Here is a 12,361-nt window from a genome sequence, read left to right as displayed (position 1 = left end):
TATCGTCGCGCCTATCCGTTCAACAACAAGGGATCGCCATGAGTTCCGTACTGTCCTACGTCCAACCGACCGCCAACAGCCCCTGGGGCACCTACCTCTCGCAAGTCGATCGCGTCATCCCCTACCTCGGCGGCCTGGCCCGCTGGGTCGAAACGCTCAAGCGCCCCAAGCGCGCGCTGATCGTCGACGTGCCGATCGAGATGGACGACGGCTCCATCGCCCACTTCGAGGGCTTCCGGGTGCAGCACAACCTGTCGCGCGGCCCCGGCAAGGGCGGCGTGCGCTTCCACCCGGACGTGACGCTGGAGGAAGTTATGGCCCTGTCGGCCTGGATGACGGTGAAGACGGCCGCCGTGAACCTGCCCTACGGCGGCGCCAAGGGCGGCATCCGCGTGGACCCCAAGAAGCTCTCGCTGAAAGAACTGGAGAAGGTCACCCGTCGCTACACCAGCGAGATCGGCCTCATCATCGGCCCGCACAGCGACATCCCAGCGCCCGACGTGAACACCAACGCCCAGATCATGGCGTGGATGATGGACACCTATTCGATGAACGTCGGCGGCACCGCCACCGGCGTGGTCACCGGCAAGCCGCTGCACCTCGGCGGCTCGCTCGGCCGGGTGAAGGCCACGGGCCGGGGCGTGTTCGTCACCGGACGCGAAGCCGCACGGCGCCTCGGCCTTGACCTGCGCGGTGCGCGGGTCGCGGTGCAGGGCTTCGGCAACGTCGGTTCGGTCGCGGCCGAGCTCTTCGCCGAAGCTGGCGCCAAGATCGTCGCGGTGCAGGACCACACCGGCACGATCTTCAACGACAAGGGCCTCGACCTCGCAACGCTGGTGCCGGTTTCCCGCACCGACGGGGTAGTCGCCTTCAAGGGCGGCGACGTGATCGACAACGAGTCCTTCTGGGACGTGGCCTGCGACATCCTCATCCCCGCGGCGCTGGAAGGCCAGGTGACCGCCGAGCGCGCCCAGAAGACCAAGGCCAAGCTGGTGCTCGAAGGCGCCAACGGACCCACCGTGCCCACGGCCGACGACATCCTCGCCGAGCGCGGCGTGCTGGTGGTGCCCGACGTGATCTGCAATGCCGGCGGCGTGACGGTGAGCTACTTCGAATGGGTGCAGGACTTCTCGTCCTTCTTCTGGGACGAGGACGAGATCAACGAGCGTCTCGACCGGATCATGATGAACGCGCTCAACGGCATCTGGGACAAGGCCGACCAGCACAAGATCAGCCTGCGCACTGCCACCTACGCGGTGGCCTGCGAGCGCATCCTGATGGCTCGCCAGGAGCGCGGCCTCTACCCATGATCTTCCGATGATCGAGGTGCCCGCCGAGGAACTGGCGCGCATCGATGCCCTGCTGGCCGACGGGCGGCGCAAGCTGCTCGGGCTGGTGGGCGCGCCCGGTTCGGGCAAGTCGACCTTGGCGCTGGCCTTGCTGCAGGCGTTTCCGGGGCGCGCGCAGGTCGTGCCGATGGACGGGTTCCATCTGGCCAATGTGGAACTGCAGCGACTGGGCCGTGCCGGCCGCAAGGGCGCGCCCGATACCTTCGACAGCGCAGGCTTCGTCGCGCTGCTCCGGCGCCTGCGGGAGCAGGGCGACGACATCGTCTATGCCCCCGAATTCCGGCGCGAGATCGAAGAACCGATCGCGGGCGCGATCGCCGTGCTGCCGCAGACGCAACTGGTCATCACCGAAGGCAACTACCTGCTGCTCGACGAGGGCCCGTGGGCCGGGGCGGCGGCGCTGCTGGACGAGGTCTGGTACGTCGACGTGGACGATGGGCTCCGGTGGGAGCGCCTCGTGCGGCGCCACGAGCAGTTCGGTCGCGGCCGTGCCGACGCGCTGGCATGGGTCGAGCAGACCGATGAACCCAATGCCCGCCGCATCGCCGCCACGCGCGGCAGGGCGCATCGCGTGATCCGGCTGGACGGCTGAGTTCGCGGCCAAGGGAACGCGCGATCACTCGGCATGTCCAAGGGGAGCCTTCCGGTGGCAAGTTGCCGCTAGCATTCGAGTCTCGTCTTCCCCTGTCCGTCATGCGCTTTCCGATTTCCCTCGCAGCAGCAGCCGCCGCCGCGCTGCTCTTTTCGATGCTCGTCGCAGGATGCAGCACGGCGCCGCGCCGTGTCTCTTACGAGCCGGAAGTGTTCGACTCCACCACCACCCACACGCGCACCTATGCGGCCACCGAGGCGCAAACCTGCGAAGCGGCCCGCCGGGCGCTGCTGAGCCAGGGCTACATGATCACCGCCGGCAATCAGGAGTTGGTCACCGGCCGCAAGAGCTTCCAGCCGGCTGCAGAGGTGCATGTGGAAGTCGAATTCCGCGTGGTCTGCGCGCGGGAGGGCAACGGCCGGAACGGACCGCGCAGCACCATCGCCTTCGCCAGCGCGCTGCAGGATCGCTATGGCGTCAAGAAGGTCAACAACTCGGCATCCGTGGGCGTCGGGGCGCTCGGCTCGCTGTCGCTGCCGTTCTCGTCGAGCGACGACGCGCTGGTCAAGGTGGCGAGCGAGACGTTGACCGATGAACGCTTCTACGACCGCTTCTTCGCGTTGATCGACCGTTTCCTGCCCGAGGCGGCCGAGGAGACGCCGGCGGAGGCGCGACCTGTCCTGCCGCAGCAGCCCCCTGTCGAGACCCCGCTGCGGGACGTACCCGTCTCTCCGACGCGCGGCTGAAGAAGGCCGGGTCAGGCTTCGGCCCGGCTCGTCACCCGGGCAAGCGCCGACTCGAGCTGTTCGACGCTGAAGGGCTTCTGAAGCCAGAACGAATCCGGAACGGGCGCGTCCGGCGGCGGCCGCCCGGTCGCGAAGATGACTTCGAGCTTGTGACGGGCGCGCAGGCTTTCCACCAGATCCATCCCGGACAGCGCCGGCAGGCCGATGTCGGTCAGCAGCACGTCGAACGCGCCCTCGAGGAAGCGGTCCTTGGCGATTTCGGCGCTTCGCACACCGGCGGCCCAATGGCCCAGAAGTTGAAGCATTTCCACGGTGGTCGAAAGCGTGTCCGGATCGTCTTCGACGACCAGGATGCGAAGCCCCTTCGCCCGTCCTGGCCGCTTGGCTGTTCCGTCCTTCGCTGCGTCTGCCATCGTCGTTTTCGGTGAAAAGACCACTATATGGCGATGGTGCACGGCGCGGAATTGCCTGAAGCACGACTTTCCTTGTAGGAAGCATGCCTTTGGACCTGAGGCGCGGTTTGTGCGATTCTGTCGGGATGATCAAGATCGGAACACTCTGCTACGTGGTGCCGAGTTGCCTGGCGAGCCCGCTCACCCAGAAGGCCGTCGGCAGGATCGTCGAGGTGGTGTCGGCGCCGTACGAGGCACCCGATTGGACCTACCTGCCGGGCACGTACTACGACGTGACGTTCGAAGGCTGGACCTTCTACTGCCGGAGCGACAAGCTGCGCCCCATCTCGGACCCCGGGGCGGACGTGTCCGAGAGCCACTCCGACGAGACCGAACGGGCGGCCTGAGTCGCGGACCGGATCGGCGGCCCTCTCAGCGCACCAGCGTCGACTTCCCGAACAGGCTTTCGATCAGCTCGACCGCCACCTCCGCCGTGCGATTGCGCACGTCCAGCGCCGGGTTGAGTTCGACCACGTCCAGCGACCCCAGCCGGCCGGTGTCGGCGATCATTTCCATGCAGAGCTGCATCTCGCGCCACGTCGGCCCGCCGCGCACGCCGGTGCCGACGCCGGGCGCGTAGTCCGGGTCGAGGCAGTCGAGGTCGAAGCTCACGTGGAGGTGGGTGTCTTCGTCGATGTCCTGTAGCGCCTCGGTTATCGTCGTGCGCATGCCGTGCTCGTCGATATGGCGCATGTCGAACACATTGAGCCCGAGCGAGCGAATGGCGGACTTCTCGTCCGCATCGACGCTGCGGATGCCGATGAAACGGATCGCGTCATGCTCGAAGGCGGCGCGCTCGCCGCTCCAGCCGGTCAGCGCCGCCGGCCCGTGGCCCAGCAGGCAGGACACCGGCATGCCGTGCAGGTTGCCGCTGGGGCTGGTGGTCTCGGTGTTGACGTCGGAGTGCGCATCGAGCCACAGCACGCGCAGCTTCTTCCCGCTCCGGCGCACATGCCACGCGATGGCGCTGATGGAGCCGACGGCGATGCAATGGTCGCCGCCCAGGACCATGGGCAGGTGGTTCGCGCCGAGCGCCTGGTCGACCGCGTCGTAGACCAGCCGGTTCCATGCAACCACCTCGTCGAGGTGATGGAGTCCTTCGGCGGGCGTCTCCCAGGGGGTAGCGGGTCCGGCCAGATTGCCCCGGTCGACGATCTCGAAGCCCAGTCGCGCCAGCGTGCCCGCCAGGTTGGCCACTCGCAGCGCATCGGGGCCCATGCCGGCACCCCGGGTGCTGGCGCCGATGTCGGTCGGCGCGCCAATCAGTTGAAGCGTGGCAGTCATGGGCAGGGGCCTCCGTGAAGTGTCGAACGGTCGACACCTTACGGTACAGCATGCCTGTGACTCAAGCTGTGGCGGTGCGACGTTTGACGCCCTTGCGAGCCGGCGCCTTGCGCGGTCGCGCGGGTACGGCCTCCGCGGCGGCCGGCGCAGGCGCCGTGCCGGCTGGCGCCGGTGCATCGAGCGCCTTGACTTTCGCCAGCAGCGCGCGGTGTTCTTCGACCAGGTAGTCGGCGATGTCGCCGACGTCGGGCACCGCGCGGCGGCACGCGATCAACCCGAAATCCAGCATGCCGTTGTAGCTCTGCACCGTCATGTTGAGGGCCATGCCGTGGCTCGGTATCGACACGGGGTAATAGGTCCGAAGCTTCGCGCCGGCGAAATAGAGTGCGACCGGCGCGCCGGGCACATTCGAGATCACCACGTTGGCGACGGGCGGAAGCCGGTCGGCGAAGCCCGAGCGCCCGTACATCGATGCCAGGCCCGACATCAGCCACGGGGCGCCGAAGGATGGGAAGTCGGTCGGTATGGCGGCCTTGATGTTGCCCATCAACGACTTGGCCGCCGCCGACGATTCGGCGATGGCCTTGATGCGCTCGATCGGATCGGCCACGTCGGTCGCCAGGGTCATGACGGTCATCGAGACCTGGTTGTTCGAGGTCGTGTCGCCCGGTTCCCTCAGCGTGACGGGGATCGCGGCCGTCAATGGCTTCCTGGGCAGCTTGCCGTGGTCCGACAGGTAGTGCCGCAAGGCGCCCGCACACAGGCCCAGCACCACGTCGTTGAGACTCGCACCCAATCGCTTGCCGATCTGCTTGACTTCGGTCAGCGGAATCGAGCGCACGGCATAGGCGCGCTGGTTGGTGATCGCGACATTGAGCGGCGTCTTCGGGCCGAGCAGGTTGAGGTTCTTCGGCAGTTTCCAGAGGCTGCCGGCTCCGTTCTTCGGTTGCGGGACCACGAGGCTCTTCACCGCGCGCGCCATGTCGGGAAAGGTCTTTACCAGCTTGACGTACTGCTGCAGCGTATTGGTGAGCGCCGCGCCCGCAAGCTCGGCCACGCCGAGCTGGTAGCGGTTGCGTCGCGCGACCTGTCGCGGCGCCTTGATCACGCGGGGCTCGGGGGTGAGGTCCATGATCGCCTCCGCGAAAGCCGCACCGGCTTGCCCGTCGATGCCGGCATGGTGCAGCTTCGAGTACAGCGCGACGCCGCCGCCCTGCAGCCCGTCGATCACGAAGAACTCCCACAGCGGCCGGCTGCGGTCCAGCAGCGTCGAATGGAGACGGGCCACGTACTGCTCCAGCTGCCGCATGGTGCCGGGACGCGGCAGGGTGACGCGGCGCACGTGGTAGTCGAGATCGACATCGTCGTCGTCCACCCAGACCGGGTTGGACAGCTCGAAGGGCATCAGCGCGAGCTTGCGCGTGAAGACTTCGGAGAGGTGCATGCGGCTTTGCACGTGCGCCTTCACATCCTCGTAGAAATCGCCCTTGTAGCCGGCGGGAAGCTCCAGCACGTGAAGCCCGCCGACATGCATCGGCGTCTCGGGCGTCTCGGTGTGCAGGAAGGTCGCGTCAAGGCCGCTGAGATGTTTCATGGGTGTCCCCTCTTGGGAAATGATCCCCAATGTCCGGAGGCCCCGATAGCGGGTAACCCCGATGGCGCGGGCGCTTGTACGGAGCGCCTCTCGTCGTAGCATCGCCGTGGCGGGAAATTGGGGCAGTTGGACTAACTATCGAACCGTTCTAGTTTTTCACGCCTAGGGCTTTCGGAAGAAGATGACCCCATCGCGTCGGAACCATGTCGCGATCCATCAACTTCAAGGAAAACACCATGTCCACGCAAACCATCTCCACCGCTGCCATCCACGTCCTCGGCCAGTACAACGACGCCGGCAAGACCCTCGTCAGCGCCTACCGCACCGGCGCGCACCGCCTGCTGGGCGGCGCCGCTTCGCGCTACAGCGCATTCCTCGGCGAGCGCGAGCTGCCGATGGTCAGCGATGACATCAAGGCCCGCCTGCTCGGCGCGCAAGAGAAGGTCACGGGCTTCCTGGCCAACCGTCTCGACATCGACACCAGCCGCGTCGTCAACCTGATGGACCGTGTCGCCACCGGCGCCACGAGCGGCATCGAGTCGATCGCCAATGTCGTCGCACGCGTCGAAGCCCCCCTGGGCGCGTCGGTCCTGGAGACGCTCAACCGCGTGAACCAGCCGATCGCCGACGTGTCGGTGAAGATCGCTGACAAGATCGCCGCTGGCGCGAAGCAGATCGAAAGCCGCGTGGCCGGCACGACCGAGGCCGCCCCCGTGGTCAAGACTGCCAAGCCGAAGGCCAAGACGGCCACCCGCCGCGCCGTTCGCACGGTCGCGACCAAGGCAGACTGATCGCCATCGCGGGCAGCCGCGCATCTTCTGAAACGTCCACCCGGAGCAACGCATGGCGACTCGCCGCGATGAAACTGTCAGCGTGAAGAAGAAGCCGGCGGCCCCGGCCACCAGGAAGGCGCCGGTCAAGAAGGCCGTCCCGCGCAAGCGGGCTGCGGCCAGGAAGATCGCGGCGCCCGAGGCCATCGTTGAAGAACCGCCTGTCTCGGCCGAGCAGGCCGGTGCCAAGGGCCTGCTGCGAGCAGGCCTGAAGGCCTTGGGCACGGTGCGCGACGACGTCGTCAAGCGCCAGACCAACGTGATCGAAAGCTTGCTCGGCATGGGCAAGCCTCCGGCCCTCGACACCTTCGGCATCCGCAAGTTCGAGGACGTGTTCGACCAGCGTGTCGCGACCGCACTCGAGCGCCTGGGCATGCCGAGCGCACAGGAAATCCAGGAACTGCGCGAACAGATGCGGCAGGTGCTCGAACACCTCGAGCGGGCCGAATCCGCCCGACGCAAGCGCTGAGGCCCATCGGATACCGAGCCCTGACTCATCACCCGTGGCCAGCCCCAACACGCGAGAACGCATCCTCCAGGCCAGCCTGGCGCTGTTCAATGCACAGGGACTCGCGGCCGTGTCGACACACCGCATCGCCGCGGAGCTCGAGATCAGCCCCGGCAACCTGCACTATCACTTCAAAGCCAAGCAGCTCATCGTCGATCGCCTTTTCAGGCGCTTCGAAGACAGGCTCGAGTCCCTCAACGCCTCGTCGAACACGGTCCGGGCGATCGACGACCTGTGGCTGGCATTGCATTTGCGCTTCGAGGCCATCGATGCGTACCGCTTCGTCTACCGTGACATGGCCTATCTCTCCAGCGAATACCCCGCGCTAGGCGAACGCGCGCGGGCATTGACCGCGCAGAACCTGCTGGCAGCCCAGTCGCTGTGCGAGACGCTGGTTGCGACCGGTGTCATCGAGGCCACGGCGGAGGAAGCGCAGACGCTGGCGTTGCAGATGGTCTTCACGACCACCTGCTGGCTTTCCTTCGAACGGCTGGTGCCTGGACGCGACGCCCTGCAGCAGGCCGATCCGGGCCTTGCGGCTTTCTACACGCTCACGCTGATTGCACCGTATGTATCGCGCGAATCGAGGGCTTACCTCGATTACTTGCGCGGCAAATACCTCGGATAAATGGGCTTGCCGTCCGACTGGCAGTTCGCCAGCGAGACCGCACATTCCAGAGAACGACAAGGACATACAGATGATGACCGCCGCACACGAACCGATCGCCCCGCCTTCGCGCCTGCTCCTCTTGGCCGAAACCCGCGCCATCTGGGAGGCCGGCGCCGCCGTAGCCTTGTGGCCGCTGCTCCAATTGGCGCCGCGCGGCGATGGCCATTCCGTACTGGTGTTGCCGGGGCTGGTGGCGAGCGATCTTTCGACGAAGCTGCTGCGCCGCTATCTGCAAAGCCGCGGCTACAACGCACACGGCTGGGGCCTGGGCCGCAATCTGGGTCCGCGCCAGGGAGTGGAGACCGGCATGCTGCGCAAGCTCGAATCGCTGCATGAGAAAAGCGGTCGCAAGGTCAGCCTGATCGGATGGAGCCTCGGCGGCGTCTACGCTCGCCTCCTGGCTTCGACGCATCCTGATCTCGTGCGCAGCGTGATCACGCTGGGCAGCCCCTTCACCGGGAGTACGCGCGCTACCAACGCGTGGCGTGTCTACGAAGGCGTGAGCGGCCAGAGTTCCGATGATCCGCGGCGCATGAAGCACGTTCAGCCGACGCCGTCCGTGCCGACGACTTCGATCTTCAGCCGCAGCGACGGCGTGGTGGCGTGGCGCTGCAGCGTGGAAGAGGCCGGGCCTCAGGCGGAGAACATCGAGGTGGTGGCGAGCCATCTGGGGCTTGGGGCACATCCGGCGGTGCTGTATGCCTTGGCCGACCGCCTGGCTCAGCCTGAAGGGCAGTGGAAGGCCTTTGATCGTGGGACCTTCGGGCCTTTGATCTATCCGGATCCTGCCCGGGCTCACTGAAGTCATTGGTTCGGGGGGGCGGGCGTCGTTCGAGACGCCCACAACCGTCGCCCACTCACGGAGCCCGGTAGGCGGTGCGGGTTGGGCGACCCCTCTGCGCCGCCGAAGCGCGCAGCTTCAGGCGGATCAGGGCCGCGCGTGTTTGAGCGCAGCGAGTTTGCGCGGACCCCGCCTGAAGCGAGCACTGCAGGGGAGTCCGAAGGACCGGCGTAGCGGGGTCGACCGGCCCGCACCGCCTACCGGGCGCTCCCCCCCAGAGACAGCGAACAAAAACTCAACCCCCCGCCCAAACATCCAACACATAGCGCTTCTCCGCAATCATCCTGTCCATCCAGGTGTTGCCATCGATCCCATGTTTACGCGCAATATCGGAGAGAGCCCGCCGCACGTCCGGCTCCATACGCGATCCATCCCCGCAAACGTAGACGATCGCACCGTCGTCGAGCAGGCGCCAGACATGCTCAGTCTGCTCACGGATCAGATCCTGCACATAGACCTTGCGCTCCCCGGCGCGTGAGAACGCCGTGTGGAGTTGCGTCACGCCGCGCTCCGCCCAGTCCTTGAGTTCGTCGGCGTAGATGAAATCCTGCTCGGGGTGCCGGCACCCGAAGAAGAGCATGGCTTCCCCCGGCTTTGCGCCGCCTTTGATCATTGCGGCGCGCTCCTGAAGAAAGCCTCGGAACGGTGCGAGACCCGTCCCCGGCCCCACCATGATCACCGGCCGTGCAGGATCGTCCGGCAGCCGAAAGCCTTCGGCCGTGGTCTCTCTCACCACGCCATGCACCACCTCGCCGGCCTGCGTGCGCGAGAGGAAATTGGAACAGACACCCTCGAACTTGCCCAAGCCCGAACGCGCCGGCCCGCACACCACACCCACCGTCACACTGCAGCGCCCACCGTCGACCACCGGTGACGACGAAATCGAGTAGTACCGCGGCGTGAGCGGCGACAGCATCTCGAGAAACTGCGCAAACGGCACCTGGCAGGCAGGAAACTCCTCCAGCAGATCCAGCACCGACTTCCGCTTCAGCAACACCTCGCTCTTGTAGAGCGCCGCCGAACCTTCGTCCGCGCCCGACAACGCCATCAGCTTCGGCCTGGTGAACGGGCACTCCGCGTGCACCGCCAGTTGCCCGATCTGCTTGCGTGTCGCCACGTCCTGCAGCTCGACGTAGTCGCCCAGCAAACGGTCCACCGCGATCACCTCATCCACCGGCAGCGCCGCCTTGCGCCCCGTCGCCGCCTGCAATCGCACATGCGCGTTGCGGTCGAAACCGAAGCGTGCCATCGCACGCTCCACCTGCGCCGGGCCATTGCGCGGCACCACGCTCAAGTGGTCCCCCGCGCGGTAACTCACCCCTTCCGGCAACTGCAGCTCGACGTGACGCGTCGAGCGCTCTTCCGCGGAACCGCTGCCGGCGTTTTGCAACTCCCGGTTCTCGATCACCCGCATCGGCACGGCACCGAGCGCGTCGACCAGCGCATTCTTCTGCGGCGGCGGCAGCTCCTCCAGCGTGTAAAGCGGCTCGCTCTGCGCAGGCGTGTCCGCGCCCGACTTGAGATCGAAAGCCGCCACCAGCGTCGGCCAGAGCGCATCGCTCCAGTCCTGGAAGGCGCCATCCATGTCCTCACGCGCATCGCCCTCGCCACGTGCATGCAACCGTGTGGCACCCAGAGCGGCCAGGCGCTCGTCGATGCGGCGCGGCACCGATTGATACGTCGATGCCCAGTCCGTATTGCCACAGCCGAAGACCGTGAACCGCACACCGTTCAGAGAATCGTCGGCCTTGTCGAGCCAGCGATGGAACTCGGCCGCGTTGTCCGGCGCCGCACCGTTGTAAGACGCACAGACGATCGCGACCGCGCCATTGGCGGGGAGGCGCTCGGCATAGTCGTCAAGCGAGGCAAGCTGCGTCGAGAAGCCGCGCATCTCGCCGGCTTCGGCAAGCTGGCGCGCGAGATCTTCGGCCGTGCCGAGATTGGATCCCTGGAGGACGAGCAGCGAAGTGCCGTGCCGAGTCACCTGCGACCTAGCCGCCGCCGGCCGCTCCGCAGTGGCCTGCACCGTCTGCGCCACTCCCTCGCCACGCGGCCGTGTCGCCGGATCGCGCAGCACCGCCTTGATCTTGAAGCCCTCTGGCTTGATCGTCAGCGCTTCCTTGATCTTGAGCTTGTAGCCCGTGTGATCGACCAGCGTGAACCGCTGCAGGATCATGCCCAGCGTCAACACCGCCTCCTGCAGCGCGAACTGGCGCCCGATGCACGCACGCTGACCATTGCCGAACGGCTTGAACGCATTGACCGGCCGTTCACGCTCCGCCTCGCGGCTGAAGTGGTCCGGATTGAAGCGGTCGGCATCCTCGCCCCACACCGCCTTGTCGCGATGCAACGCCAGCGCGTGCAGGATGACCATGTTGCGCCGTTTGATCGTGTACTGCCCGCCGATGGTCGTGTCCTCTTTCGCGGCCATCGCGATCGCCGGCGCGGTCGGGAACATGCGCAATGATTCCTTCAGGACCTGCAGAACGTAAGTCAGCCGATTGACCTGCGCATAGGTCGGCTTCACCGAAGGATCGGGCCCGAACACGTTGTCGACCTCGGCCTGCGCCTTGGCCATCGCCTCCGGATTGTTCAGCAGGAAGTAGATGGCGAACGACAGCAGGCCGCTCGTCGTCTCGTGCCCCGCGATCAGGAATTCGATGCACTCGTCGCGAATCTGCCGGTCGTCCAGCCGCTCGCCCGTCTTCTTGTCGACGCCGGCGATCATGTAGCTCAGCAGGTCGGGCTTGGTCGCGATGTCGGCGCCGCTTGCTCGCCGCTCGTGCACGATGTCCTCGACCATCTTGTGCATGTAGCGCACATCCTTGCGCTGCTGCGCCAGCTCCTTCTTCAGCATGAATTCCTCGAGCGGAATCCCGCGACGGTTCTGCACCGTCTCCAGCGTGCGCACCATCGCATCCACGAAGGGATGAAAGCCCTCACGGTAGAAGGAATTGAAGCGATAGCCGAAGCCGCACAGCCCGATGGTGTCGAGCGTCAGCGCGGTCATGTCGCGCACCACGTCGATCTCCTCGTCGAAGTTCAGCCGCTCCCACTTGGTCGCGAGCTGCTCGGCGATGTCCAGCATCATCGGGTGGTAGGCCTGCATCGCACGCTGGCTGAAGTTCGCCAGCAGGATGTTGTGCGGCTTCGACCAGGTCGATTCGTGGGTGTCCGAAGTGAAGAGGCCGTGCGAGAGCGCGCGCAGCCGTCGCAGCGTTCCCTTGGTGCTCTTGTCGAAGCGCTTCTCGTCGCAGAGCTCGTCGACCAACGCGGCGGACGACACCACGATCACCGGCATGCCCGGCATGTCGAGCCAATAGATCGCGCCGAGGTCCTGCGCGATCTTCCACATGTCGAGCACCGGCGAGTCGGAACCGATCGACAGGATGTTGCCGACGAAGGGCTTCTTCGCCGGATGCGGAATCGGATACAGCGCGTTCTTGCCTGCCATGGTCATGCCCCTTGCTCGTGCCGATTGCGGACCGCGGATGC

General features: G+C 66.4%; 12 protein-coding genes. 8 read left to right on the top strand and 4 right to left on the bottom strand.

From position 1 onward, the window contains the following. Positions 1–38 precede the first annotated feature (38 nt). From AC1D3B_RS16270 to AC1D3B_RS16260, 3 genes are all read left to right on the top strand, one after another. On the top strand, positions 39–1,310 hold the full coding sequence (locus AC1D3B_RS16270) for a Glu/Leu/Phe/Val family dehydrogenase (protein WP_478191694.1): 1,272 nt from the start codon (positions 39–41) through the stop codon (positions 1,308–1,310). Positions 1,311–1,317: 7 nt separating this feature from the next. After that, positions 1,318–1,941: a nucleoside/nucleotide kinase family protein gene (locus AC1D3B_RS16265; protein ID WP_478191693.1), complete on the top strand. Its 624-nt coding sequence runs from the start codon at positions 1,318–1,320 to the stop codon at positions 1,939–1,941. Positions 1,942–2,150: 209 nt separating this feature from the next. Further along, the gene (locus AC1D3B_RS16260; protein WP_478191692.1) at positions 2,151–2,687 is read left to right on the top strand and encodes a DUF2242 domain-containing protein; all 537 of its coding nucleotides are present in this window, start codon (positions 2,151–2,153) and stop codon (positions 2,685–2,687) included. Positions 2,688–2,698: 11 nt separating this feature from the next. Here the strand turns inward: AC1D3B_RS16260 and AC1D3B_RS16255 are convergent, their stop codons facing one another. After that, on the bottom strand, positions 2,699–3,100 hold the full coding sequence (locus AC1D3B_RS16255; RefSeq protein ID WP_478191691.1) for a response regulator: 402 nt from the start codon (positions 3,098–3,100) through the stop codon (positions 2,699–2,701). A 125-nt stretch (positions 3,101–3,225) separates the two neighbouring features. Between AC1D3B_RS16255 and AC1D3B_RS16250 the strand changes: the two genes are divergently transcribed. Then, on the top strand, positions 3,226–3,486 hold the full coding sequence (locus tag AC1D3B_RS16250) for a hypothetical protein (protein WP_478191690.1): 261 nt from the start codon (positions 3,226–3,228) through the stop codon (positions 3,484–3,486). Between the two features lie 25 nt (positions 3,487–3,511). On the opposite strand, the gene rocF is transcribed toward AC1D3B_RS16250, so the two are convergent. Together rocF and AC1D3B_RS16240 are read right to left on the bottom strand one after the other, a co-directional pair. After that, the gene (gene rocF / locus AC1D3B_RS16245) at positions 3,512–4,423 is read right to left on the bottom strand and encodes an arginase (RefSeq protein WP_478191689.1); all 912 of its coding nucleotides are present in this window, start codon (positions 4,421–4,423) and stop codon (positions 3,512–3,514) included. A 61-nt stretch (positions 4,424–4,484) separates the two neighbouring features. After that, entirely contained in the window at positions 4,485–6,017 is a 1,533-nt protein-coding gene (locus AC1D3B_RS16240; RefSeq protein ID WP_478191688.1) for a WS/DGAT/MGAT family O-acyltransferase, read from the bottom strand. A 236-nt stretch (positions 6,018–6,253) separates the two neighbouring features. Here AC1D3B_RS16240 and AC1D3B_RS16235 point away from each other — a divergent pair, with 236 nt between their 5' ends. From AC1D3B_RS16235 to AC1D3B_RS16220, 4 genes are all read left to right on the top strand, one after another. Beyond that, entirely contained in the window at positions 6,254–6,808 is a 555-nt protein-coding gene (locus AC1D3B_RS16235) for a hypothetical protein (protein ID WP_478191687.1), read from the top strand. A 52-nt stretch (positions 6,809–6,860) separates the two neighbouring features. Next, positions 6,861–7,316: a phasin family protein gene (locus AC1D3B_RS16230; RefSeq protein WP_478191686.1), complete on the top strand. Its 456-nt coding sequence runs from the start codon at positions 6,861–6,863 to the stop codon at positions 7,314–7,316. A 34-nt stretch (positions 7,317–7,350) separates the two neighbouring features. Further along, complete coding sequence (locus AC1D3B_RS16225) at positions 7,351–7,983, top strand: TetR/AcrR family transcriptional regulator (RefSeq protein ID WP_478191685.1); 633 nt, start codon at positions 7,351–7,353, stop codon at positions 7,981–7,983. 70 nt (positions 7,984–8,053) lie between these two features. Next, positions 8,054–8,827, top strand: coding sequence for an alpha/beta fold hydrolase (locus tag AC1D3B_RS16220; protein ID WP_478191684.1), 774 nt, complete (start codon positions 8,054–8,056; stop codon positions 8,825–8,827). 274 nt (positions 8,828–9,101) lie between these two features. Here AC1D3B_RS16220 and AC1D3B_RS16215 read toward each other — a convergent pair whose 3' ends face one another. Then, positions 9,102–12,326 (bottom strand): bifunctional cytochrome P450/NADPH--P450 reductase, encoded by a 3,225-nt coding sequence (locus tag AC1D3B_RS16215; protein WP_478191683.1) that lies wholly within the window; start codon positions 12,324–12,326, stop codon positions 9,102–9,104. Between the last annotated feature and the right edge of the window lie 35 nt (positions 12,327–12,361).

The sequence above is a fragment of the Variovorax sp. P5_A3 genome (assembly GCF_056400665.1).
This window is presented reverse-complemented; position numbering and strand designations above follow the sequence as displayed.